This window comes from Marinoscillum pacificum (genome assembly GCF_024714495.1).
GTDB lineage: Bacteria > Bacteroidota > Bacteroidia > Cytophagales > Cyclobacteriaceae > Marinoscillum > Marinoscillum pacificum.
The window spans coordinates 280,526-306,003 of record NZ_JAMZMJ010000006.1 but is presented as its reverse complement, the minus strand read 5'-3'; the positions used below and the strand labels follow the sequence as shown (position 1 = coordinate 306,003).

Annotated in this window: 25 protein-coding genes; 11 read left to right on the top strand and 14 right to left on the bottom strand. The window is 41.0% G+C overall.

Annotated elements, in window-relative coordinates:
- Positions 1 to 110: 110 nt before the first annotated feature.
- Both ispF and NXS00_RS15915 read right to left on the bottom strand, forming a co-directional pair.
- The gene (ispF, locus tag NXS00_RS15920) at positions 111 to 596 is read right to left on the bottom strand and encodes a 2-C-methyl-D-erythritol 2,4-cyclodiphosphate synthase (RefSeq protein WP_258100233.1); all 486 of its coding nucleotides are present in this window, start codon (positions 594 to 596) and stop codon (positions 111 to 113) included.
- On the bottom strand, positions 580 to 1,824 hold the full coding sequence (locus NXS00_RS15915) for a M16 family metallopeptidase (RefSeq protein WP_258100232.1): 1,245 nt from the start codon (positions 1,822 to 1,824) through the stop codon (positions 580 to 582). Before NXS00_RS15915 ends, ispF begins: the two co-directional genes overlap by 17 nt.
- Before the next feature lie 178 nt (positions 1,825 to 2,002).
- Here NXS00_RS15915 and NXS00_RS15910 point away from each other — a divergent pair, with 178 nt between their 5' ends.
- The 5 genes from NXS00_RS15910 (at position 2,003) to lipA (ending at position 7,541) form a co-directional block, all read left to right on the top strand.
- On the top strand, positions 2,003 to 3,976 hold the full coding sequence (locus tag NXS00_RS15910; RefSeq protein WP_258100231.1) for an alpha-ketoacid dehydrogenase subunit alpha/beta: 1,974 nt from the start codon (positions 2,003 to 2,005) through the stop codon (positions 3,974 to 3,976).
- A gap of 71 nt (positions 3,977 to 4,047) precedes the next feature.
- Positions 4,048 to 5,511 carry a hypothetical protein gene (locus NXS00_RS15905; RefSeq protein ID WP_258100230.1) on the top strand — a complete coding sequence of 488 codons (1,464 nt, stop codon included), beginning with the start codon at positions 4,048 to 4,050 and terminating at the stop codon, positions 5,509 to 5,511.
- 1 nt (position 5,512) lies between these two features.
- Complete coding sequence (gene ytxJ, locus NXS00_RS15900) at positions 5,513 to 5,863, top strand: bacillithiol system redox-active protein YtxJ (protein WP_258100229.1); 351 nt, start codon at positions 5,513 to 5,515, stop codon at positions 5,861 to 5,863.
- Between the two features lie 33 nt (positions 5,864 to 5,896).
- Positions 5,897 to 6,595 carry a hypothetical protein gene (locus tag NXS00_RS15895; protein WP_258100228.1) on the top strand — a complete coding sequence of 233 codons (699 nt, stop codon included), beginning with the start codon at positions 5,897 to 5,899 and terminating at the stop codon, positions 6,593 to 6,595.
- A gap of 58 nt (positions 6,596 to 6,653) precedes the next feature.
- A complete protein-coding gene (gene lipA / locus NXS00_RS15890) occupies positions 6,654 to 7,541 on the top strand; it encodes a lipoyl synthase (RefSeq protein WP_258100227.1) in 888 nt (295 codons plus the stop codon).
- Between the two features lie 16 nt (positions 7,542 to 7,557).
- Here lipA and NXS00_RS15885 read toward each other — a convergent pair whose 3' ends face one another.
- The 3 genes from NXS00_RS15885 to NXS00_RS15875 form a co-directional block, all read right to left on the bottom strand.
- On the bottom strand, positions 7,558 to 7,944 hold the full coding sequence (locus tag NXS00_RS15885; protein WP_258100226.1) for a SpoIIAA family protein: 387 nt from the start codon (positions 7,942 to 7,944) through the stop codon (positions 7,558 to 7,560).
- A 102-nt stretch (positions 7,945 to 8,046) separates the two neighbouring features.
- Positions 8,047 to 8,436, bottom strand: coding sequence for a hypothetical protein (locus tag NXS00_RS15880; RefSeq protein ID WP_258100225.1), 390 nt, complete (start codon positions 8,434 to 8,436; stop codon positions 8,047 to 8,049).
- A gap of 91 nt (positions 8,437 to 8,527) precedes the next feature.
- Positions 8,528 to 8,911, bottom strand: coding sequence for a SpoIIAA family protein (locus NXS00_RS15875; RefSeq protein WP_258100224.1), 384 nt, complete (start codon positions 8,909 to 8,911; stop codon positions 8,528 to 8,530).
- Between the two features lie 208 nt (positions 8,912 to 9,119).
- On the opposite strand from NXS00_RS15875, the gene NXS00_RS15870 reads away from it, so the two are divergent.
- Together NXS00_RS15870 and NXS00_RS15865 are read left to right on the top strand one after the other, a co-directional pair.
- Positions 9,120 to 11,549: an ABC transporter permease gene (locus NXS00_RS15870; RefSeq protein ID WP_258100223.1), complete on the top strand. Its 2,430-nt coding sequence runs from the start codon at positions 9,120 to 9,122 to the stop codon at positions 11,547 to 11,549.
- Between the two features lie 96 nt (positions 11,550 to 11,645).
- Positions 11,646 to 12,047, top strand: coding sequence for a group III truncated hemoglobin (locus tag NXS00_RS15865; RefSeq protein WP_258100222.1), 402 nt, complete (start codon positions 11,646 to 11,648; stop codon positions 12,045 to 12,047).
- Here the strand turns inward: NXS00_RS15865 and NXS00_RS15860 are convergent.
- From NXS00_RS15860 to NXS00_RS15845, 4 genes are read right to left on the bottom strand one after another with little or no spacing between them, the layout of a single operon-like run.
- Complete coding sequence (locus NXS00_RS15860; protein WP_258100221.1) at positions 12,036 to 12,908, bottom strand: bestrophin family protein; 873 nt, start codon at positions 12,906 to 12,908, stop codon at positions 12,036 to 12,038. The two genes, NXS00_RS15865 and NXS00_RS15860, sit on opposite strands and share 12 nt — an antisense overlap.
- 25 nt (positions 12,909 to 12,933) lie before the next feature.
- Positions 12,934 to 14,049 carry a glycoside hydrolase family 3 protein gene (locus tag NXS00_RS15855; protein WP_258100220.1) on the bottom strand — a complete coding sequence of 372 codons (1,116 nt, stop codon included), beginning with the start codon at positions 14,047 to 14,049 and terminating at the stop codon, positions 12,934 to 12,936.
- Positions 14,046 to 15,131, bottom strand: a complete 1,086-nt coding sequence (locus tag NXS00_RS15850) for an alanine racemase (protein ID WP_258100219.1) — start codon at positions 15,129 to 15,131, stop codon at positions 14,046 to 14,048. The genes NXS00_RS15855 and NXS00_RS15850 overlap by 4 nt, the downstream gene beginning before the upstream one ends.
- On the bottom strand, positions 15,097 to 16,524 hold the full coding sequence (locus NXS00_RS15845; RefSeq protein ID WP_258100218.1) for a neutral/alkaline non-lysosomal ceramidase N-terminal domain-containing protein: 1,428 nt from the start codon (positions 16,522 to 16,524) through the stop codon (positions 15,097 to 15,099). The genes NXS00_RS15850 and NXS00_RS15845 overlap by 35 nt, the downstream gene beginning before the upstream one ends.
- Positions 16,525 to 16,542: 18 nt before the next feature.
- Here NXS00_RS15845 and NXS00_RS15840 point away from each other — a divergent pair, with 18 nt between their 5' ends.
- Both NXS00_RS15840 and NXS00_RS15835 read left to right on the top strand, forming a co-directional pair.
- Entirely contained in the window at positions 16,543 to 17,208 is a 666-nt protein-coding gene (locus NXS00_RS15840; RefSeq protein WP_258100217.1) for a DUF6962 family protein, read from the top strand.
- A 33-nt stretch (positions 17,209 to 17,241) separates the two neighbouring features.
- Positions 17,242 to 17,907, top strand: coding sequence for a thioredoxin family protein (locus NXS00_RS15835; protein WP_258100216.1), 666 nt, complete (start codon positions 17,242 to 17,244; stop codon positions 17,905 to 17,907).
- 19 nt (positions 17,908 to 17,926) lie between these two features.
- On the opposite strand, the gene NXS00_RS15830 is transcribed toward NXS00_RS15835, so the two are convergent.
- The gene (locus NXS00_RS15830; RefSeq protein ID WP_258100215.1) at positions 17,927 to 18,256 is read right to left on the bottom strand and encodes a YciI family protein; all 330 of its coding nucleotides are present in this window, start codon (positions 18,254 to 18,256) and stop codon (positions 17,927 to 17,929) included.
- A gap of 201 nt (positions 18,257 to 18,457) precedes the next feature.
- On the opposite strand from NXS00_RS15830, the gene NXS00_RS15825 reads away from it, so the two are divergent.
- Positions 18,458 to 19,378 carry a mechanosensitive ion channel family protein gene (locus NXS00_RS15825; RefSeq protein ID WP_258100214.1) on the top strand — a complete coding sequence of 307 codons (921 nt, stop codon included), beginning with the start codon at positions 18,458 to 18,460 and terminating at the stop codon, positions 19,376 to 19,378.
- An 89-nt stretch (positions 19,379 to 19,467) separates the two neighbouring features.
- A complete protein-coding gene (locus tag NXS00_RS15820) occupies positions 19,468 to 19,665 on the top strand; it encodes a hypothetical protein (protein WP_258100213.1) in 198 nt (65 codons plus the stop codon).
- 4 nt (positions 19,666 to 19,669) lie between these two features.
- Here NXS00_RS15820 and NXS00_RS15815 read toward each other — a convergent pair whose 3' ends face one another.
- The 4 genes from NXS00_RS15815 to NXS00_RS15800 all read right to left on the bottom strand — a co-directional run bounded on the left by NXS00_RS15815 (position 19,670) and on the right by NXS00_RS15800 (position 25,421).
- The gene (locus tag NXS00_RS15815; protein ID WP_258100212.1) at positions 19,670 to 21,208 is read right to left on the bottom strand and encodes a YifB family Mg chelatase-like AAA ATPase; all 1,539 of its coding nucleotides are present in this window, start codon (positions 21,206 to 21,208) and stop codon (positions 19,670 to 19,672) included.
- A 291-nt stretch (positions 21,209 to 21,499) separates the two neighbouring features.
- On the bottom strand, positions 21,500 to 21,895 hold the full coding sequence (locus NXS00_RS15810; RefSeq protein ID WP_258100211.1) for a hypothetical protein: 396 nt from the start codon (positions 21,893 to 21,895) through the stop codon (positions 21,500 to 21,502).
- Positions 21,896 to 21,966: 71 nt separating this feature from the next.
- Positions 21,967 to 23,763, bottom strand: a complete 1,797-nt coding sequence (locus NXS00_RS15805; RefSeq protein ID WP_258100210.1) for an ABC transporter ATP-binding protein — start codon at positions 23,761 to 23,763, stop codon at positions 21,967 to 21,969.
- Positions 23,763 to 25,421 carry a capsule assembly Wzi family protein gene (locus NXS00_RS15800; protein ID WP_258100209.1) on the bottom strand — a complete coding sequence of 553 codons (1,659 nt, stop codon included), beginning with the start codon at positions 25,419 to 25,421 and terminating at the stop codon, positions 23,763 to 23,765. The genes NXS00_RS15805 and NXS00_RS15800 overlap by 1 nt, the downstream gene beginning before the upstream one ends.
- Between the last annotated feature and the right edge of the window lie 57 nt (positions 25,422 to 25,478).

Here is a 25,478-nt window from a genome sequence, read left to right as displayed (position 1 = left end):
CGCCACAAAGTAAGTTGGAGTTCCATTGATTTCTGATTTTTTTCAATCAACCAGAAATTATGAATACTGAATGGTTAAAAGTGCCTGGTAAATGGTAATCTGCAGCTCGCCTATTTCTTATAAATCAAAGCTACTGCATGAGCTGCTACTCCCTCTTCTTTACCTACAAAACCTAATTTCTCTGTTGTTGTAGCTTTAACAGAAACATCCTCAACAGGAAGATCCATTGTAGCCGCGAGCGTTTTTTTCATGTCCTCAATATGCGGACTGAGCTTAGGCAGTTGCAGACAAACAGTTGCATCGATATTGACAATGCCATATCCTTCTTCATCAAGTAATGCTACCACTCTTTTGAGTAAAATTTTACTGTCTATGCCTTTGTACTGAGGATCTTTATCTGAGAAATGAAATCCAATATCTCTCATATTGGCAGCACCGAGCAATGCATCACAGATCACATGGATCAATACATCCGCATCACTATGACCAAAAGCACCGTGTGTATGTGGTACTTTGATACCACCAATCCAAAAATCAACACCTTCTGCCAATGCATGGACATCATATCCATAGCCAACTCTAATGTTCGGTTTCATCTGCTAGATAATATAAAGTAGTACTGTTTTCTTCTTTTAATATGTTTTTGGCCGACTCCAGGATATCATCCGCGGTAACAGATTTGATTAGATCCAGCTCTGTATTAATCAAATCAATATCTCCAAGGAATGATGCATAAGCCAATCCCATAGCTCTATTCAGTAGATCAACCTCTGCGAATACAGTTGTTGACTCTGCCTGATTTTTTATTTTCTCAACTTCTTTCTCATCAACACCTTCAAAAATCGAGCTGAGAACCGCTTTAACCGCGGTATCTCCTTCTTCAATGGAAACACCAGGAAGTAGTTTCCCAGAAATGACAAAAAGCCCTGGATCCAAACTACCCGTTACATAGGCTGAGAGACTGGAAAACATTGGTTTTTTCTTCACCAATTCCTGATGCAAAATGGATGACTTTCCTCGGCCCAAAAGATCGCTTAGCAAATCTGCAGAGTGATAGGGTTTTCCTATACGGCCGGGCATGTGATACACTTTGTACAACGCATCTGCAGGTACATTCGCTCTAATTTCTAGATGCTTGGCCGCTGTTTGCACAGGCTCTTGCTCCACTTCTTCTACTGGCTGATCTTTCCCAGGAATCGGACCAAACCATTTATTGGTCAATTCGAGCGCCTTTTCTTCAGTGATATCTCCAGCAATAACCAATATCGCATTGCCTGGGTGATAATGTGCATTAAAGAAGCTTCTTACATCTTCCATGGTCGCATCCTCGATATGACTGATTTCTTTACCAATAGTAGGCCAACGATATGGATGCTTTTCGAATGCTAGTGGACGAAGCTTCAACCAAATATCTCCATAAGGTTGATTCAAATAACGCTGCTTAAACTCCTCAATAACGACCTTGCGCTGTACTTCCAATACCTCCGGATCGAAAGACAAGCTCAACATTCTATCTGATTCCAGCCAAAATGCTGTTTCTACATTCGCAGAAGGAATCGTGATATAATAATTGGTTATATCGGTGTTGGTAAAAGCATTGTTGTCTCCACCAACTGCTTGAAGTGGCTCATCAAAGTTTGGAACGTTCTTAGAACCACCAAACATCAAATGCTCAAACAAATGAGCAAATCCCGTTTTGTGAGGTAACTCGTTGCGAGAACCTACCTTATACAACACGTTCAAGCAAACAATAGGAGAATCATGGTCTTCATGCACAATCAGCTGAAGCCCATTTGGAAGTTTATGTTCTTTGTAATCAACCATGAAGGGCCAAAAGTAACCAATGTCTCGGCAATGTGAATTGATCAGACACTATTGCACCCTATTTTGTTTTTATGAGCATGAAAAATCTCTGGTGAGATTAGAGAATCCTTATACCTTTGGGCAAATTTTTTTAACCCCAGATCCAAAAAATCTTACACCCCTAAGACATCAATTAGATATGGACTTTGTTCGTAAAAATAGAACCGATAAACAACTACTAGACATCTACACTGAGCTGGTTACTCCTCGTTTGATCGAAGAAAAAATGTTGATTCTTCTTCGTCAGGGAAAAATCAGTAAATGGTTTTCAGGAATTGGTCAGGAAGCAATCTCTGTTGGAGCTGCATTGGCTCTCACTAACGATGAATACATCCTACCAATGCACCGAAACCTGGGGGTGTTCACTTCTAGAGGAGTAGAATTCACTCAGTTATTCGAACAGTTTCAAGGTAAGATTAATGGATTCACGAAAGGAAGAGATCGCTCGTTCCATTTTGGATCCAAAGCACACAACATCGTAGGGATGATTTCTCACCTGGGTCCACAACTCGGAATTGCGGATGGTATCGCTCTATCACGATTACTCAGAAAAGAACCTAAAGCAACTATCGTATTTAGTGGAGATGGTGGTACTAGTGAAGGAGATTTCCACGAAGCAGTGAACGTGGCTTCTGTGTGGAACCTACCCGTGATTTTCATTATTGAAAACAATGGCTATGGACTATCCACTCCAAGTCATGAGCAGTTCAATTTTGAGTCGTTTACGGTAAAAGGTCCTGCATATGGTATTGAAGCTATCAGCGTAGAAGGAAACAATATACTGGAAGTGCTGAATGAATTGGAACCTTTGGTTGCAGACATTCGCGAGAATCCAAGACCAGTGATTTTTGAAGCTCGAACTTTCCGTATGAGAGGCCATGAAGAAGCTTCTGGCACGAAGTACGTTCCCAATGAACTCATGGAATATTGGGGGCAAAAAGACCCAATAGTAAATTATGAAAAGTGGTTGCTTGATGAGGGCGTTGCCAAAGAATCAGAGCTAACCAAGATCAAGGATAAGATCAAAAAAGAAATAAGTGCATCAGTCAAGAAAGCATTTGATCAACCAGATGTAGTAGCAGATACCGCTACAGAGGTTGAAGACTTATTTGCTCCATTTGAGCAAGAAGTGATAGCTCCAAACGGTAATTCAACAAACAAGCGTTTTGTAGATGCTATTTCCGATGGTCTAAAACAAAGCCTTGAAAAGTACCCTGAATTAGTTGTGATGGGTCAGGATGTAGCTGATTATGGTGGAGTATTCAAAATCACTGAAGGTTTTGTAGAGCAATTTGGCAAAGAGCGAATCCGAAATACTCCATTATGCGAATCCGCGATAGTTGGGACAGGTTTGGGTTTATCAATTCGTGGTATGAAATCCGTAGTAGAAATGCAATTTGCAGACTTTGTTACGTGTGGTTTCAACCAAATTGTCAATAACCTGGCGAAAATCCACTATCGATGGGGTCAAAATGCAGATGTGGTAGTGCGAATGCCTACAGGTGCTGGAGTTGGTGCTGGACCATTCCATAGTCAGTCGAACGAAGCCTGGTTTTTCCATACACCAGGATTGAAAATTGTCTATCCGTCCAATCCGGTGGATGCCAAAGGATTGCTCAACGCTGCCATTGAAGATCCGAATCCTTATATGTACTTTGAGCACAAGGCTCTTTATCGTTCATTGAGTGCAGAGGTACCTGATAGCTATTACACCACTGAAGTAGGAAAAGCAGCATTAGCCTCAGAAGGGTCAGAACTGTCCATCATCACTTATGGGATGGGTGTTCATTGGGCATTAGATGCTATTCAGGAACACGAAATATCTGCAGATGTTCTGGACTTACGAACCTTACTTCCCTGGGACAAACTGGCTGTACAGCAAACTGTCAAGAAAACAGGTCGCGTAATAGTGCTTCATGAAGATTGTATGACTGGAGGAATTGGTGCTGAGATTGCCGCGTGGATCAGTGAGCACTGTTTTGAATACCTGGATGCACCGGTCATGCGAGAAGCAAGTTTGGACACTCCCGTGCCATTTGCTAAGGCTCTGGAAGAGAATTTCTTACCAAAACAACGAATTAAAGATAAAATTGACCTACTGATGCGCTATTAATGGTGATATACCGTTAATTGATTGGGATTCCGAAGTAAATTTGAAATCTTTGGTATGAATGTAAGTTTGTGTTGAAAAGATTTCTTGTCATATCTTCTTTTTTCCTGATTCTTCTAGCGTATTCTGGAACGGAAGCTTATGGTCAGTTGATTACTGATTCTGATAAGCGACTAAAAACCCAGAAGACTAAGCAGAAAGGTGGAGGATTTTCACTTTTCAAAAAGAAAAAGGGAAGATCAAGTAGTGCTGGACCACTCCAGCAAGGTGGACGAGGTGGGTCTCCTCGATATTCCTCTGGATCACCTTTTGCTTCCTTTAACAAGCGAAAAAGTCAAAGCAGACAACCTTCTGCATCTGAAAACAGAGGAATCTTCAAAAAGCAACGATACACCACTCCGAGATACTCCAGTTCGGGATTAGCAGGCATGATGTCTGGCAAACGTAAACCCGTTCGCTACGGTGCATCAAGACCACCGTTTACTAAAAAGGATAAAAATGTCACTCCTAGATATTCTGGCGGCAGTCCCTTCAAGCAATCTTTCTTTGCCAAAATATTTAATCCAACAGCATCTCCTAGATACTCCGCTGGATCACCGTTTACACGAAAGCAGAAATCTGTTACTCCAAGGTATTCGGCACGTTCACCATTTGAGAAGAACTTCTTCCAGTTGGTTTTCAGCAGCAAGTCTGGTCCACGATACAGTGCAGCTATGCCATTTAGTAAAAAACAAAAAACTGTCACACCGAGATATTCTGCTGGATCGCCTTACAGTAAATCATTCCTGGAAAAATTGTTTAACCCAACGCCTGCGGTGAAATATTCTGCAGGATCACCATTCACTAAAAAACAACAGACAGTCACTCCTAGATATTCCGCTGGATCGCCGTTCACTAAAAAGCAAATGTCGATTACTCCGAGATATTCTCAGGGTAGTCCATATCAACGAGGAACTTTGGAACAACTATTCAATCCTAAGGGTGTAACTCCGCGTTACTCTGGAGGAATGCCTTTCACAAAAAAGGATAAAAGTGTCACTCCTCGATACTCTGCTGGATCTCCTTTTGCTAATGTTAATTGGAGATGGATCAAACCGAGATATTCTACCAACAAGCATAAGTTTGATGGAGACCCACGGGTACAATATCAAATGCGTCCTTTTAACGAAGGCGCTGCAAAGTATAAGGGTGAAGGCAAAGACAAGAATAAATTTGGTGCACTGGTCGCCAATTTATGGACGACTAGCAAACAAGCCAAGTATGATGGAGATGTAGTACCAATGTACGCACCAATGGGGGATTACAAATCCAGTACATTCTCTGGCAACTTCAAGCGTAAATGGATGAATGAAAAAGACATGCATCCAAGCTTCCATCACAACAAAGTCAACAACGATAGTGAAATGATTCGCAAAGGGTTTAGAAAGTGGAATGTGTTCTGGACTCGAATGAACAGGAACAAAGTGCAGCCAGATGCTGTTACTGATAAAATTTCGAAACCGAAATTCGACCGTAAAGAAGCCGAAATCTGGAACTGATATGAATTGGAAGGAATTAACTGACGTTTCCCAACTAGCAGAAATTAAAGAGTTATCTAAAAAACAACCCGTACTCATTTTCAAACATAGTACCCGGTGTTCCATTAGCGCAGCATCATTGAACCGTATGGAAAGAAAATGGGATGATAGTAAAGCGCAGAACCTGGAAGCTTATTATTTAGATCTCATTGCAAATCGTGATATTTCTAATGCTATAGAACAACAGTTTGGTATTTATCACCAAAGTCCTCAGGTCTTGTTGATTCAAAATGGCAAATGTGTATATGACAACTCGCATTTTGGCATCTCTTTTGACGAAGTAATTGAAAATATAAAACCGGTAGCAGTCTAGGAACAACTGCTCCTTAAGTGTTAACTTGATACTATGAAAAAAATCTCTGTGATCGTTTTACTCCTCCTGTTTTGCGGTACACTGGCGTACAGTCAGCAAAATGAGGACGATTATAATACAGAGATCGTATGGGGATTAACCAAAAATACGAATAGTGGCCTCATTGGTGGTGGAGTTTTCAAATTGGCCAGGCGTCAAAAAAACAATGTCTTTTCGACTATAGGCATTGAAATACTGAATGTAAAACATCCCTATGAAGTAAGGTATCCATCTGCATCTGGGACTTATTTCACCTATGGAAAGCAAAATTTTCTTTATTCCTTACGTGGCAACTACGGTCGTGAAAAACTATTCTTCAGAAAAGCACCTCAGCAAGGAGTACAGATAAGTGGAATAATCGCAGCAGGACCTAGTATCGGGATAGTGGCACCATACTATGTGCTCACTGGACAAGGTTATGAACAGTATGACCCAAACAGACACCCAAGAAGTACTATTCAGGGCTCTGGAAAGCTTTTTCAGGGATTAGGTGATTCACAGATTAAGTTTGGGCTAAATGCAAAAGCTGGCTTATCATTCGAGTTTGGCACGTTCAAAAACAACATGGCTGGAGTAGAAATAGGTGTCTCGTTGGAAGCATTCCCTCAAAAAATCATCATTGTGCCTACTCAGGATAACAAAGCATTATTTTCCGCATTCTATTTTACCATGTATTGGGGAACAAGGAAGTAAATCTCCTTGTTTGGAACTTTAACTTAGCAAAGCTTTCTTTGCACAACATTTTAGAGACATGATAGAATTACCAACTATATCGCAGGACAAGGCGCAAAAAATTAAAAAACCAAACTGGCTAAGGGTAAAACTTCCAGTTGGTAAAGAATATGCGCAAGTACGCAAGATTGTAGATGAGAATAAGCTCCATACAATCTGTGAAAGTGGTAATTGCCCGAATATGGGTGAATGTTGGGGAGCAGGAACTGCTACATTCATGATTCTAGGAAATGTATGTACTCGTAGCTGTACCTTCTGTGCTGTGGCCACAGGTAGACCACCAGAGTATGATGAGCAAGAGCCTCAACGTGTAGCGGAAGCAATTGCTACCATGAAGGTTAAGCACGCGGTACTTACTTCTGTAAACCGAGATGAGTTAAAAGATCGCGGAGCAGAAATCTGGTACCAAACAGTGGTGAAAGTAAAAGAGTTGAGCCCTTCTACAACGATCGAAACGTTGATTCCTGATGTGAAAAGCAACTGGGATGCCCTTTACAGAATGATTGAAGGTGGACAAGAAGTTGTTTCACACAATATGGAAACGGTAGAGCGCCTGTACAGAAGAGTACGTCCTCAAGCTAAATATGCTCGAAGCCTTGAACAAACCAGGTTGACCAAAGAAGCCGGAATGCGTACCAAGTCTGGTATCATGTTAGGGCTAGGTGAAACTCAGGATGAAGTGCATAAAGCAATGGACGATTTAGCTGCAAACGGCCTTGACATCCTAACTCTTGGCCAATATCTGCAACCAACTAAACGCCACATAGAAGTTGCTGAATTTATTCATCCAGATCAATTTGATGCATACCGAGAAGAGGGATTAAAAAGAGGTCTTAAATATGTGGAATCAGGACCCCTCGTAAGATCATCTTATCATGCAGAACGTCACGTAAACGTGCCAATTTAAGGTTACAAAAAGAGTGTTAAACAAATGCAGAATATTTCGACCAGACGTCATGATATGAGTCGAATACTTCTGATTTGAACCCAAACAGTTTCAGCATTAAGCGAGCTGAACCTCGTATCATTACAGAATCAGAGATAACAATCACTCGATCTATTTGATTATGGAGTAAATGCAGATGTTTTAGCCATTGCCTTCTGGCGGACATTTCGAAACCTGTCATTTCCATGCAATCCCAAATCATGATGAATTTGGAGTCTTGCTGTTTATCAAAAACTACCTTCCAAATGGTGGTGGATTGTTGACTAGCGGCTTCAGTGAATTTCCCTTTAAACTTGATGTAAAGACAAGGCAGGTCAAATCGATCGTCAAATCGAATCTCGACGTTCTCTGATCTTAGTAACATGTGTAGATCGGTTGTATGGCTGTATTCAATTGAAATGACTCAAATATAAGAGAAATACCTAGGTATTTTTCTTATAAACCTAACAACTAATCCAACAGAATGTTATGATGCCATTAATTGTGCTCGAATAACACTTAACTGATTCTCAGACTTATGAATAATCACTGGACTACTTACCGATCTGAGTAGTAGCCTTAAATACAATCGATGCAATAAGCTATCGCTGATAATCACCACAGCTTTAACCCTTCTCGAAGTACTCGCAATCGTATTGGCCAGTAATTGACGTGAAGAAGACTCATGTCCTACCATCTTTGTTAAGTCCAAAACCAAAAGATGTTTTTCATGATTTTCGGAAGCTTTATCCTTCCAGGCTTTTGCAGCTATTCCACAAGAATAGGTACTTAGATAACCCTTGATTTTAAAAAAGATCGATGAGGTTCCGTAGTAATGATCTGACCTTACATCAATATTTTCGGAGGTAATATTCATTCAATATATGTGACGGTAAAGCTTAAAAGAACAAAGAAATTACATTCAATGCAAAGTTATATACCAAAATATAGGTGAATTACCTATATAATCAGGTATAAACTCCTGCTAATTCGTTGCTTATTGCCGAGATAGAGCTATAGACTTCTGATTTGAAATGGAATAGTTTCAGAATCAAACGCGCAGCTCCTCTGATGACAATGTTGTCAGCAACGACAATGACCTTTTCTATTTGATCTGACAAGCCTTTCATCCACTTGACCCACTCTCGTTGGGCTTCTATATCGAACCCACTCATCTGACTACAATCCCAAATGATTGAAATTTTTCCTCCATTCAATCTGTCGAATTCGTTTTGCCAAATGTTAACAGCTTCTGTACAAGTTGCTAAATCAAACTTTCCTTTGAAATCAAATCGCAAAGTCTGCTCCCCGCTCAGCATGTAACGATAAATACTAATATTCTTGTTGTTCATAAGCATGGCACAAAATTGTAATGAAGAGACATTTTGGTGGGCTCAAACTCGATGACTCATGTTATATGCTCGTTAACTTATGATCATATGCGGACAGTTCATGTTCATTGAAGTACACTCAAAAGCACCAAAACTGTACTGATTAACCACAATTCATGTTGGCACACCTATTGAGTACTACATTCATAAGTTTAGATAATTTCATTCCATGCTAAGAAACTACTTCATCACAGCACTAAGAAACCTGAAGAGAAATAAGGTTTATACCTTCCTAAATATATTCGGTTTAGCTCTGGGAATAGGGTGTGCCCTTGTCGTATACAAAGTGATTTCCTATGAATTCAGTTATGACACGCAACATGAAAACTATGATAACATCTATCGTGTGGTTACTCATAACATCTATCCTGATGAAGTAGACAAAGGAATGGGAACGCCTCACCCGGTTGGTCCGGCAATGCGGGAAGATTTTGCCAACATGAAAGTGGTGGCGAGAACCAACTACATGTACGAAAATCAATTGAATGTAAAGGATGGCACTGGCACCATTCATAAATTCATGATTGATGAGGGAATTGCCTTTACAGAACACAGTTTCTTTGACATCTTCACCACAAAATGGATTGCTGGAAATCCTGAGACAGCCCTTCTAGAACCACAAACGGTGGTGATCGCTGCTTCACAGGCTCAAAAACTCTTCAACCTGCCAGAAGGAATGGAGCAGGAAGCGCTTGGGCGATTAATCAACTACAACAACATAAAAGACTTCAAGATCATCGGGATAATCGAAGATCCGATTGAACCTACTTCACTACCATTTACCTATCTTTTTGACTACCAAAGCCAGAATGGCGGTGTTGACCCATATTTCCGAGAAGGAACCGAATGGCATAGCACAAGCTCCAATACCAATACCTATTTTATTCCAGAAGGTAATTTTGATGAAGTAGCATTTAACCAGGCAATGATTGCCTTTGTGGATAAACATTACAAAGAAGGTGAATCAGAAGACCGTCGATTTGTTGCTCAAAAGTTTAGTGAAATCCATTTCGATCAAGAGTATGGCTCTTATACTGGAGCTACTTCATTACAATTCATGTATGCACTAGGCCTGATCGGAATTTTTCTGGTACTTACTGCCTGTATTAACTTTATCAATTTAGCCACTGCTCAGGCATCTAACCGTGCCAAAGAAATCGGAATTCGAAAAGCTATCGGAAGTATGACTTCTCAGTTGCTAGTTCAGTTCCTTTCAGAAATCGCGCTTATCACCTTCTTTGCGTTGATTATTTCATTAGCCATCGCGGAGTTAATGTTCAATGTGCTATCTGATATCATTGGCTATCAGTTATCCATAGATCTTCTGGGAAGTCCAGAGACAGCCATTTTCCTTCTTGTACTGTTCCTCATCGTGAGTTTGTTCTCAGGATTCTATCCTGCCGTGCTACTTTCAAGAATGAACACCGTACTAGCACTGAAAAAGAAAATAACGGCTACTTCACATTCGGGTGGGTTATCACTTCGAAAAGGATTGGTGATTGTTCAGTTCGCCATTTCTCAGTTCCTGATCATTGGTACTTTGATCGTTTCTTCTCAAACGGACTTTTTCATGAACAAAGATTTGGGATTTGAAACTGAGGCCATTTTGAGTTCCTATTTACCGGAGCGTGATGTGTTGAAAATGGAACGTTTTCGACAAGCAATGTTGACTTCACCGGCTATCGAGGGAGTAACATTTGCCCTGAGTGAGCCAACTGGAAACTCGGATTCACACAGTAATTTCAACTATGCACCACTCAAATCAGAAAAGAACTATCATGCTAACTTCAAACCAGTAGATCCATTCTACACAGATTTCTTTGACATTAAAATTTTGGCAGGAAGAACCATCAAAGAAGGCGATTCGACCAATATTGTCATCAATGAGAAAATTGCTCGGTTGATGGGTTTTGATGGCAGATACGATGAAGTAATTGGTGAGACGCTAATGACCGGCTGGGGTGGTGGAAAAACCATCGTTGGTGTGATGGAAGATTTCCATACATACTCATTGGAAGAAGAATTGGACTTTGTTTTATTGATTCATTACCCGAAAATATTCTACAACGTTTCGTTCAAAACGCCTTCTTTAGCGAGTGTTCAGGAAGCTAAAAAGCACTTCGAAGCTACCTGGAATGACGTTTATCCAGAGTATGTATTGGACTATGATTTCTATGACAAGACACTGGCTGAACTCTACGAAGATGTACAGAATATCACGGCTTTGATGAAAGTGTTCTCGATCATTTCCATTCTAATTGGCTGTCTTGGACTCTATGGCTTGGTCTCTTTCATTGCCATGAATCGCACCAAAGAGATTGGTGTGAGAAAAGTGCTAGGTGCTAGTGCGATGAACATTTTGGGGATCTTCTCTAAAGAAGTCATTCTACTGATGATTGTCTCATTCGTGGTAACAGCGCCATTAGCCTTCTATTTCCTGAACCTGTGGCTTGATAATTTCTCCTTCAGAATCGCGATAGGGCCATGGTTCTTCATTATTGGCTTGCTATCAACGCTGTTTGTAGCACTGGTCACTATCAGTCACAAAACCATCTCAGCTGCTTTGGTTAACCCGGCACAAACATTGAAAGATGACTAATAGTGATAAAGATCACTTGAATTACTGATGCTTGCAGGATAGTAGGTTCCGTTGCGAAACTATCTTCGCAACCCTCTATAAATAGAGAACCTACCAATGAAGGCAAGAATAGAATCAGAATTTGAGATTGAAATGCTCATCGACACCTTTTACGAGAAGGTATTAGAGCATGAAGAACTATCCTATTTCTTCTCTGAAGCAGTGATGAATTGGGAGTTTCACAAGCAGATGTTTATTAAGTATTGGTCTAAGCAGATCTTATTCACAGACAGCTATGAAGGCAGTCCTTTGCATAGACACATAGAGGTTGATCATCGATTTGGACGAAGTTTTACCAAATACCATTTTGAGGAATGGGCCCGACTGTGGGTGGAAACCATCGACATTTTATTTGAAGGAGATAAAGCAGAACTAGCCAAGGAGTCTGGTGTCAACATGGCGAAAAACATCCATCTAAAGATGTACGTCAACAGGAAGCCAGAACCTTTATATGGCTAAAATCTCCGATACGTTTCTTTTGATTTTGAGGGCTAGATCATTCAAAGGAAGGTCATTGATGTCATTCCCAAATGGATCTTCGATCTCCTCGGCAATCAACTCGACACTCACCAGGAAATAGAAAGCAAGCATCACTACTGGCACTGTCCAGTAGTGAAGTTCCCACATGAAACTCACCGGAAGTGTCAGTGAATAAATAAAAAGGAACTTCTTGATGAACATGCTATACGAGTAAGGAATAGGGGTAGACTTGATTCGCTCACATGCACCGATGATATCGGTAAAGCCTTTGATTTCTTTATCTAGTATGAATAGCTGCTGGTCATTGATCAGTCCTTCGGCATGACACATCATCACACGTTCATACAAAAGCTTGTTGATCATGTTTGGACGATGCTTACTAGTGATGACACGCTGCTTGGTTGCCTCATCAATCAGGTCCATTTCGCCAACCAGTATACTATCGCGCAGGTGTTCTTTCATAGAGAACGCCTCATTTGGGATCATTCTTCTAAAAAACTCGCGATGTTCGTTCTCCTCTTTTGGCAAAAAGGAATGAATCTTAATTGCCAACTGACGACTATCGTTCACCAGTTGCCCCCAAAGCTTACGGCCTTCCCACCATCTATCATACGCAGTGTTAGTCCTCAAAACCAGGAATAAACCTAAGATGACCCCAAGAATAGAGTGAAAAGCAATTGTTCCTGAAAAGTGATAATCGAATACAGTCAGTACAACGAAGCACATCCCCAAAGAAAATAACCCTACAAACAATAGTAGTGGAAATAATAACTTGATCACGTACCGGCTATACACATCAAAAATGAGTGAAAACCAGGTTTTAGGGTTGTACTGAATCATAGGTTAGGTCGGCAACTTGTACTTTCTACTTCAAAAGACCCATGTCTTTTTTCAAAGATAGGATTCGGTTATAAGATTGAATGATACGATCTCTACTAATATCTCCATTTTCAATGAGTTTTTTGATAATCGAATGAATTTGTTCTGCAGTAACTAACTCATAGTCTGGAACATTATTCGCGAAAAGCAAAATATCAACACCTGCAAGAACAGCCATTTTGATCGATTCTTCCAATGGGTACTGAGCACTGATGGCTTTCATTTGCATGTCATCAGAAACTACCACACCATCATAGCCCATAAAGTCTCTCAATACATCAGAAATCACTTTATCAGACAAGGTCGCTGGAAGTTTACTTTCATCCAACACCTCATTAACAATGTGAGCGGTCATGATTGCATGAACTTTACCAGAATCGAGTAAAGCTCTATAGGGCATCAACTCTTCAAATCTCCAGGTAGAAGAAACATCCGTTAATCCAAGATGCGAATCATTTTTAGAACTTCCATGGCCTGGGAAATGCTTCAAAACGGTAGCCACTCCGAACAAATCATGACCTTCTATCCATGCTTGTGCATGTTTAGCCACAATGAGTGGATCTTCAGAATAAGAACGTCCAATCTTACCAATCACAGGATTGTTGGGATTGACATTGACATCCACTGAAGGTGCAAAATTCATGTTCACACCAAGCTGGTAAAGGATACCCGCTGTTTGTTTCGCATAAAATGAGGTACTGTCTACATTATCGATTTTACCGAGATATTGAGCGGTCACTGTTTTTGGGAAACCGTATTTCGTTTTCAAACGATTCACTCTGCCTCCTTCTTCATCAATACTCACAAACAAAGGTGTCTCCGATTGTGATTGAGTGAAATCCAAAATCTTCTTAAGATTTGCTTCCGTGTTTTTATTAGCGAGGTTTTTCTCGAATAGAATCACTCCTCCCACTTTACCAGATCTAATGTCCTTGTAAACAGGGGCCTGTTGATCCATAGTATTGAAATCTCCCAACCCAACCATGATCATTTGACCAATCATTAGATCCAGAGAATCCTTTGGTGTTTTACTTTTTGAATCTTGCGCCTGAGCGGAAAAAAATAAAATCGCAACCGATGCTACGAATAACAGCTTTCTCATACGTCTGCTTTATTAAACTTGTTAAGCCTTTGACCCGCCAAAGATACATAGTAACCCTGAAGGTCAGCCGTCAGGCAACTGTGTACAGGCAAAATCCCTACCAAATCACCAATTTTTAAAGATTTAATCAACTCATCGGATGCTTTGATGATCCCATGTTCCTGCGAAAGACGATCTACATGAGCAATTGGTTCACTATCCCATCCTGTTTCCGATAGCTGAACTACGGTCCCAAAACTGCGATTCCCATCAGGTGCTATGAAGTCTTTCGAGAAATGAACAGCGCCTCCGAAAACTACCACTTCATTGCGATCAGCATGAATAGCCACGACAGGACATGCCATGCACACCGCGATTTCTTCCAGAGAGCAACTATTGAAATACTGCTGCATGATATCGTAAAAGACAAAATTTCCTGGACGCAGTTCGTTTACCCCAGCAAAGTCATCCAGTAAAGAACAAGATGGCGTATCTCCGTATGAAATGATCAAATCCTCTTTTCCAACTATCGATTTTACTTCATCAAATGCCTTTATGGATTCTGAAAACACTTTCTCGGCCTTCTCTTTTGTCATAGGCTGATAGGTATGACCTGCATGTGCGAGTAAACCGACCAATTTATGCTCCGAGTTCAGGGATTGAGCTATATGACCAATTTCATCTGTCAACTCAGGCAAAATACCTGTGCGGTGGGTACCTACATCTACTTTAATGAAATAATTAATCGGAGCCTTCACATGTTGATTGAGATGCACTAATGCCTCTTTAGAAACAATCGTGACATTCAAAGTGATTTGTTTGGCCAACTGCTCCACCTCCTCCGCTTCCAGAGGATTGTAAGGAAAAGCAATGGTAATATCATCCCAACCGGCTTTGGCAAAATACTTAGCCATGTCAACAGAAGATACAGTCGCTTTGGTAACCCCCTCCTCTCTGAGCCAGGCCGCAATATCCGCTGAGTGATGTGTTTTGAAATGTGGACGAAGTTCTGCTCCATTGCTTTTTGCTTTCTCAAGCATCATCCGCACATTCTTACGTACTTTTTGCTCATCTACGAGCAGGGTTGGTTTCGTTATTTTCATGAATAATTTGAATCAATCTTGAGATTACTTCTGACAAATAGGATCCGGCATCAGGGCCATACCAGCTCATTGTTCGTGCTTCATATTTTGATAAATCATACCACTCATCCTTGATGACATATCCGGCATATCCACCATTGAATGAAGTAATGAATAGTTGATAACCCAACGCCCTGGCCTGTTCATACAAAGGAACGGCCAGCTCTCCTGAAAAATCACAAGGCAATCCAATGAAAATGGCTTGTCCTAGTACCGCAACGCTGATATCATTGGAGTATTCCCCAAAAGACATATTAAAAATGTAAGGTCTCAAGGCAAGAGAATTGGTCAATTTGACTTGCGGATCACGCATGGGTAAGTTCAGGCGAAAAGAAGTTAACTGCTGAATCGGCAATTGATCAAGTCCAATCAATGACAACAACTGCACTTGTTCATTCAAGCCGCTTGCCACTTCTTCAATTTTTTCCTTAGGAGAATCGCCGTTAGTGTTCACCGCCATGCTTCCAACTGCACCTGCAGCATAAGCACCAAAATCAAATGGTTCATTTAACATCCGGACCAACTCTCCTGGGTAATCACTTGCCAGAAGATGGTTGTCAGCTCCAAAGCATGTAGCGTGTGCACTAAATACAGCAATGTGCCCTACCAGCGTGTCACTTTGTAATCTTGCTACTTTGAGCCATGGATCGGTAATACCCTTTTCTTTAACCAGCCGGTTTCTCACCAGATTGTCCACTGATAGTTCACCAAACTGAACAGCTCCTGGCTTCAAATTGGCAGTCGCCTTATTGATTGCTTCTAAAGTTTTATCACTCAAAATTACCACTTGTTGTGGGTCATATGCACCGGCAAACAAATCCCCAACCACTCCCGGAGCCCAGGCTCCCTGACCAGAATGGGTATGAGTTGCAGTAAAATATATTTCATGTCGCTGCCAGCCACTCGGCAATGATTCGAAAACGGCATTACGCAACTCCGGATGAATGACCAATAAATCCGAAAAGATCATGGCCAGTTTTCTAGCATCAAGTTGATAGACTACCGCTCGGATGAATGAGCTATCGAGAACACCTTCCATGGTTTTAGGGTCTCTAGCTCCATATCCCGCAAGAGGCAAATTAGTCGATGGAGTGATATTAACTTCTGACCAACCCACCTGGAGAGTTACAGTATCAATTGGAACGGAAAAATGACTGTTCAAGGAGTCCAACCGCTGATCCATCTCCTGATAAAATGCTTGTTCCTCATATGGAGATCTGTCTACCAACTTCACCACACTGATCACTAGAACGAGTAAAATCAGAAAGAGTCCAAGGAGTATTTTCGATAAATAGCGAAGCATTTTGAGCAAGTTAGCAAATATCTTTAGTCTGACTTCTTTAGTTTCGCTCATTCAAAAAATCTCGGCATTTTGGAAAAAGTAGCATTCGAATTGTTTGGCTTACAGTTGTTAGAGCCACTAAGTACCTTGATGAATTGGGTCCTTGCCACACAAGCATTCATTTTTTATAAAAGATTAGAAAGTGCGCAGACTACTTTTCAGAAATATTGGAGATGGTTTTTCCTTGGCTATACTTTCGCATTCATTTTCGGAGGTCTGAGTCATCTCTTATTCAACTATACTGGCCAGTATTTCAAGATTACTAACTGGTCCATTGCTATTATATCAGTGGTGATCGCTGAGCTGGCTATGATACTCGACATTACTGACTCTAAGAAAAAACAGATGCTCCTTACGGTAATTCGTGCAAAGGTATTTGCCACATTTACTATGCTCGTATTTGATTTTTCATTTAAATGGGTAATGGTTCATACAGCGGGATTCTTTGTGCTCGCAGGAGTTTTATCCTACAATCGACAAAAAAGTGGTCAGTCGAATTACCGTTATTTCCTTTACGGAATTGCCTGCCTTTTCGCAATTGGTGCAGCTAAAATCGGCCAGGTAGATATTCATCCGGCATGGTTTAATAGAGATGATGTGGCACACTTTATCATGCTGGCCATGTACTGGATGTTCTACAAAGGAGTAAACCAATACGAGGAACCTGCTCTGGAAAGTGTTCCAGCCGACAATTAATCACTGAATTCCCCTTTTCGGAAACTATTCAACATGCATTTCGATTTACTGATCAGAAGCTATTACGAAATGGAAAAATCAGCATTGAAGAATATCATCAACACAGCCATTGATCACTCAATGAGCTATGAAGAATATGTAAACCTTGTTCAAACTCTGACTGACACAGGTGATTCTTCTGGCCCAAATAAATCAGAAAGCTACGTCAACTATACCAAGTTGGGTAATCAGCGAATGAAACGATTGGCCAAAACCATCAATCTTCCTGAGAACCATGAGGCCAAGATGCAGAGCATCGACTATTCGCAAACGTGGTTAATTATTACAGAAAGCTGGTGTGGTGATGCAGCGCAAATCATTCCATTGTTGCAAAAAATGGCTGACGCAAATGACCAAATTGATACTCGGTTTGTCTTAAGAGATGAAAACCTTGAGTTGATGGATCAGTTCCTGACTCGTGGTGGCAGATCTATTCCAAAACTGATCATGCTCGATAATAAATTTGATGTGCTTGGGTCATGGGGACCAAGACCACAAGAGGCACAAATGCTGTACGACGCCTGGAAGCAAGAAGAAAACCCAAGACCTTACAGTGATTTTTCTGTTGAATTGCAGAAATGGTACTTGCAAGACAAAGGAGAATCAACTTTTTCTGAAGTACTGGACATCTTAGAAAATACAGTAGCTCAACCTCAATAAGTCGAGCTACTGATACATTTTACATGGCAATTGCCTCATGTACTTCGATTTCACAGGCACCACTTGCCAGGTGTGGGTGACCATTTAGTAGTTCGATGGCATGATCGTAACTATTCGCTTGAATTAGCGAATACCCTGAAACTTCTTTTTGGCTCTCAACTGGTGTGCCTTTTGGTGTCAGTTTCTTTCCTCCCATTAGCGGATTTCCAAAATCCAATAGATGATCGCCCATTGCTTCTTTCCAGGCAAACCATGGCATCATAGCGGCCATTTTCTCCTCCTCTGAAGGAAAATTCATGCCTTTTACTTCTGCTTTCGGTGCGTGATAGATGACTAAATACTTGTTCATTTCATTAGTGTTTTATGATTATCATTTTCCTAATGACGAACGAGGTTCGGGAGAATGGACACAAGTATTAAAAATTTCACAATCAATAAAGTTTGAACAGGTCCAAAAATATTGATCAGGAAACTTGATCAAACAAAAGACGGTATCAGTAAATTTAATGATTAGGAAGTGTGATTGATCATCGACCTAAAACCACGCACAATGGAAGTAATAGAATGGATTGAAAAAACCTGGAGAATCTCCGAAACCAGTCAACTCAAAATTCTTTATTCGTTAATCACGTTTCTCATCTTGTGGACGCTCCGCAAGCTGCTGGTAAAATTGGTCAACAACAAAATTGAGAACGTACGAGAGCAGTACCACTGGCGCAATGGTGTCAACAATGCCTATTACATTTTTCTAATCATCATTATCGGGTCCATTTGGGTAGACAAAATGGGCTCTTTGGCTACTTTTTTCGGATTGGTAACAGCTGGTTTGGCCATTGCCTTGCAAGACCCTATCGTGAATGTAGCAGGTTGGTTGTTTATCCTCATTCGCAAACCTTTTGAGGTAGGAGATCGGATTCAAATCGGAGACCATGCTGGTGATGTTATTGACATCCGCTTTTTTCAATTTACTCTAAATGAAATCAACAATTGGGTTGATGCCGACCAGAGCACAGGACGAATCATTCACGTTCCCAATGGACAAATTTTTAAACTGCCACAAGCCAACTATAATCAGGGTTTTTCTCATATATGGAATGAAATAGGGATTTTGATCACTTTTGAAAGCAACTGGCAGAAGGCAAAGGACATCCTGAGTGCGATTGTAAAAAAGCATACCGAGCATTTAACCAAAGAAGCCCAGGAAAGACTGATAGAAGCCTCCAAAAAGTACATGATATTTTATGGCACTTTAACACCCATCGTTTATACCGCGGTAAAGGATAGCGGAGTGATGCTCACCATGCGTTACCTGGTAGATCCAAGAAAGAGACGGCTAACCGAACACAACATCTGGGAAGAAGTGCTCGAACGATTTGCAGAAAGCAATGACATAGATTTTGCCTACCCTACTCAGCGCATCTATCTCAATCCACAAGAAGGGAAACCAGGAACGAAGCCTAAGAATTTGTAAACACCTTGTTTCTAATTCCCATGCAATCGACTGACAATATTAAATAAGTAAGATTGACTAATTTTAAAACGTTTCTCTAGTCAAAATTTATGTCCAGGAAAATAGAATGGAATCCTGACCATACAAGTAGCGATGATCAACAAAATGTTTTTATTGATGATTATCTGACCTGGTCTGGACAGAAGAAATGGAACTACCTTATGGAAATCATTTCGCAAGGATTAAAGACATCTCCATCACTTAAGGGCAAAAGGAGAATTGAATGGAACCCAGATAATCTCCATTAATTAACTACCCCGCCCAGCCCTCTCTATCCAAACTGCGGTATTGAATGGCTTCTGCCAGATGTTCAATGCGGATATCATCACTTCCAGCCAGATCAGCAATGGTTCTGGACACTTTCAAGATCCGGTCATATGCCCTAGCTGAAAGCCCTAATCTTTCCATGGCTGTTTTCAGCAATGCTTTCCCAGCTTCATTTATCTTACAAAGCTCCTTTGTGGCTTGAGAACCCATCATGGCGTTGTTAAAGATCTCGGGTGTTTCTTTAAATCGTTCTTTCTGTATTTCACGTGCTTTGATCACCCGATCTCTGATTTCCAGACTAGATTCCGCTTTTCTATTGGCAGTCATCTCATCAAAAGACACAGGAGTTACTTCCACATGCAGATCTATTCGATCTAGAAGCGGCCCACTTACTTTATTCAAATATCTCTGTACGACACCAGGCCCGCAAACACATTCTTTCTCCGGGTGATTGTAGTATCCACAAGGGCAAGGGTTCATACTAGCCACCAACATGAAGTTGGCCGGATAATCAATGCTCACTTTTGCTCTGGAAATCGTTACTCGTCGTTCCTCTAGCGGTTGACGCATCACTTCCAGCACCGTGCGCTTAAATTCTGGCAGTTCATCCAAAAACAAGACACCATTGTTGGCAAGAGAAATTTCTCCTGGCTGTGGAATGCCTCCTCCTCCAACCAGAGCAACGTCCGAAATAGTGTGGTGTGGGCTCCTATAGGGCCTTTGTGCTATCAGTTTTCCATTTTGACCTAGCTTTCCGGCCACGGAGTGAATTTTAGTGGTTTCTAATGCCTCATGGAGACTTAGCGGTGGTAAGATGGAGCTTAATCTTTTCGCCAACATCGTTTTACCAGCTCCGGGAGGGCCAATCATGATCACGTTATGACCACCAGCGGCAGCAATTTCCATGGCTCGCTTGATATTTTCCTGACCTTGTACATCCGCAAAGTCAGATTCAAATTGATCGATATCGTGGAAGAAGTTATCACGTGTATCAAAGGTTACTTTCTCTAATGGGTTGGTACCATCCAGATGCTCAATGGCCTCTTTAATGTTTTCCACTCCGTAGATTTCCAAATTATCTACGATCGCCGCTTCTATGGCGTTCTCCTTAGGAAGAATGAAGCCTTTAAATCCTTGCTTTCGTGCCTCAATGGCTATTGGCAAAGCCCCTTTTATGGGACGAAGAATTCCATCAAGCGACAACTCACCCATAATTATGTACTTATCCAGCTCCGGAAAATCTGCTTGCTCGGATGCGTGTAGAATGCTTAAGGCAATTGGAAGGTCGTATGCAGACCCTTCCTTTTTGATATCTGCAGGCGCAAGATTGATGACCACCTTTTGTCGTGGCATACGGTACTCGTAAAACTTGAGGGCAGACTCCACACGCTGCTCACTTTCTTTAACAGCCGAGTCTGGTAGACCAACCATAAAGAACTTCGTTCCTTGTCCAACATTTACCTCAATGGTGATGGTGTAGGCGTTGACACCATAAACCGCACTTCCAAAACTCTTTGCCAGCATGGTTTCTAAATTACCATTTTCTCAAATAACTGTGCAAATAAAATGTGCAGGTTCCTGCAGGAATACTCGATTCCAGCAAGATTATCTGGTAGAATGTCTCCACTTGGCGGCTGACCGCAGCAGGAAGATTATGTTACATACGATTAATACAGAGAAGAAAAACGACATATTTCGTTACTTTTTATAAGATAAAAGTGATCAAAAAATGTCATTCAATTGTTGACGAATCGTTGACTGGAATAAAAAGTAAGATATTTAGTTAACCGTAAAAGATGAGCTCAAATTTGACAATTACTTGTCATCCTCGTCATCATCATCTCCAAGATCGAATTGAGGCAACTGAGGTCTTTCATCATCCTCTTCTTCGTCATCGTCCTCCTCATCATCTTCTCCTTGAGACTTGTCGTAGAGTTTGGCCTTATATTTTAATACTTCTTCTTCGGCCTTTTTTACTCGACGTTTCAGAGAAATAATTTGGAAGTTTTCTGCTGCCAGCTCCACAATCATCAACACGCTCAATATGATGAAAGCGCTCATCGTATATACTGGAAGCTTGCGGAGCGCAAAAGTCATATCTATCTTCTCTTTATAGCTTTCCATATTACTCATTATGTCCACACTATAGTAGAGAACTAAAAATGCTGCAATCAAATAGATTGGGTAGAAGAATAGCTTGAACTTTCTCATCTTTTATTTTGAATCTTGGCGAAAAGTTAGGTAAAACTCCCCGAGGCAACCAATCTTATCGACTGAATGCGTCAAAAAGCCTGCAACTGGGTCAGTTCGGCATATAAACCGTTCTTGCGAACCAGCTCTTCATGATTTCCAGACTCCTCGATTTGCCCATGGTTAATAACTAAAATACGGTCAGCATGTTGGATCGATCTGTGGCGATGTGCAATTATCAATGTGGTCCTATCTTTCATCAATTGAGCCAATGCTTTCTGTACCATGTGTTCAGATTGAGCATCCAACGCCGATGTAGCTTCATCGAGAATTAATAATTCTGGATTTCTCAACATCGCTCTGGCAATAGCAATCCGCTGCTTTTGACCACCAGACAGTCTGGCTCCATTTGATCCGACAGCAGTTTCTAAACCAGCTGGCAGTTGATTCACAAACTCTGCCACGTAGGATTGATCAATTACTTCCTGCAACTTCTCCTCACTCACACCCTCCATTCCAAACAAAATGTTGTTACGAATGGAGTCGTCGAACATGACCGATTCCTGAGATACAAACGCGATGTGTGACCTCCATAGATGTTGATCTAATTCATTTAATGCAACCCCATCTAACAGAATTGCACCTGATTTAGGTTGATAGAAACCACAAAGCAGATCTGCTATGGTTGATTTTCCCGATCCAGAAGTCCCAACCAAAGCGATCACTTCTCCATGATTTATCTGAAAACTCATTTGATCCAATACCAAATGGTCTCCAAAGGAGAAACTACACTCATTAAACTGGATGCTTTGTTGATAAACAGGAGTCAAATGACCCACTGGTGTTTCTTGTTGCTGATCCAACAGTTCGAAGATTCTACTTGCAGAGGCGAGGCCTTTATTGATCTGTGAACTGGCTACGGAAATGGCTTTGGCTGGATTAAGCAGTTGAGAAAAGATTACCAGAAATCCGATAAACGTGGCAGCATCCATGGATTGATCAATCAAAACCATCTTTCCTCCAAGGATCAGTGTAATCACTAAAACGATTACACCTACAACTTCACTGATCGGAGATGATAAATTCGACTTGGAGGCAATTTGATAGGTTTCTCTCGCGTAGGCTTTCAGGTTTTTTTCAAATCGACCCTTTACCCAGTCCTGCGCATTCATGGCTTTGATGGCGCGAATACCTGTAAAGGCCTCCTCCAGTAATCCACCCAACTTACCAACAGATTCCTGAGATCTACGAGACCATTTTCTGATTTTCCTGGCCACAATGGACACTCCAAAGCCTGCGGCTGGAATAAGTACAAGGGTGTATAAAGTTAACTCTGCGGATATCACGAAAAGAGCCACTAAATACCCAATCAATAAAAAGGGCTCTTTGATAAGCGCTTTCATCGCACTGACAATTGACTGTTCTACATCCTGTACGTCTACTGTGAGTCTGGAAACAAAATCACCTTTGTGCTGCTCATGGAAATAATCAATATCAAATCGAAGAACTTGCTCGAAAGCTTCCTGACGTAAGTTTTTAATGGTTCGGACACGGACTTTCGCCAAAATCAACTGAGACGCGTAGCGAAAGACATTGGCCATCAGTACGGAAACAGCTACCAATACACAGATGAAATAGAGTGCGGCAACTTTTCCTTCCTCGCTTATATAAGTATGGAGTTGCTGATAAAATTGATTTTTAATAGAAGCAATTATTCCCTCCTGCTGTGCAGGCTCTTGAACCTGATCAAACAATACTTGCAGTAAAGGAATAAGAGCAGACAGGTTAATAACACTGAAAATAGTCGCCCCGAGTATCAAAACGAGATACAGCGGTAGAATTTTATCAACCGGTCGGGCATACTTTGCTATGCGCCAAAGTAAGTTCATTAAAACAAGTAGCTTCTAACTGGGAAATTCCAATAAACTCCAAAGGTCAACATCTGCGTAGCTTTTGATAATCCGGTAACTGAAGATTCATCTCGATAAATCATGGTCCCGTTCAGAATCAAATTATGATACAGCATGTACTGCGCATTGAGCTGAACCATCGTCAAATCAATCGTTTCTCCCTGGAACATGTCATTGCCATAGTCTCCAGGACGATTATCTGGTAAATATGGTTCCATGATATCACGTCCATAACTCAAGCCATTGATGTCATTGCCGTATTTGGCCAACAACAAGTCTGCTTTCAACTTCAGTCTAGGAATAGGTTGATAACTCACGCTGGAAAGAATTTCTCTAAAGTTTGCGCCAAGAGGATGCGCCAGCGCCATATTGTAATGACTGTAATTGGTGTAATAACTTTCATGCGCATACAAATACGGTCTCACACGGTTGAGCTCTAATTGTAAGTCCAGGTTTTTTAAGCCAAACGCATCAAAATATTTACCACCTAGTTGGAAACCCTGCTTATTACCCCACCAGCCAGTATTGTCCAGCAACTCCCCAACAACTAACTCATCAATTGCGAGCTGACCATAAAGAGAAACTCGTTTCCATAGATTCCATTTGAAATCCAGGCCGACAATCGTGTTACCTCCACTTCCATCTTGCTGCTCAATGGCTTTGAAAAATATGAGCGGATTGAGCATTCCTAGATTGGTATTGTTTGTACTATCCCCTTGAATAAAGGACTCAAACAATCCAATAGTTAGGTTATTTGAAACCTGTACGGACAAATGGTGATTGGCCATATACTTTTTAGGAAATGCTCCTGTTCCTAAAAGACCAAAATCTCCACCATAAGTTTGAGCGATGAGTTGCGCAAAAATATTGGTGTATTGAATCTTCCAAACTTTGGTGTTCAATCGCAGGTAAGGGTAATTATTACCTATATCAGAAAGTATCAATGAGCGTTTGCCGTCACCTATAAAATGTTTCCCATAGCCCAATTGCACTCCGATGTGTTTGGTTGCATTGATGTCTACATAGCCTTGAGCACGCAAAAAGTCGACGCCTGTTCCTCCGTACTGTTTCCAAAACCCTTCATATGGCACGGCAAGAGTAGAGTCGGTCATATCCTTTATATAATCTGCGTATCTTGCCTGGTTTTCTGATATGAGTGTATAAAAACTGACTCTATTGTCAACAGTTCCTCTCAACTCCAGGCCTCGATAGTTCTGATATAAGGTTTCATCGAGCCTTCCTTCAGTGTCTTTTCCAGCCTCAATGAGCCAAACAGGGTTTACATGAAGGTCAATTTCATCATTTGAATAAGCGAAAAAATCAGACTCATATTTATAAAGAGCATTAAATAATCCCTTTTGTGCTGCAGGTACAGAATCCTGATGTTCTCTTGTTTCCAGAACAATAAACTGGAGATCCGCTTGATCAGACTTGCTCAATTTCCAATCAACTCCGTTGGATATTTCCGAAAAATAGGCCCTACTAACTGGCTTTACGGTAGAAAAAACGTTGTTTTCTCCTTTTACATCCCATTCATCCAGAACTGGATATGCCCAGCTATTTAGCGGAATATCAGTCGATTGTGCTGCTAACTTACTGATCGTCAGAGCGAGTATTATTATTAAAGTAAATCTCACGAAGTAAAAATATTAAAAAAGGTGCTTTTGATTATCACATAATTTACTCTATCTTTG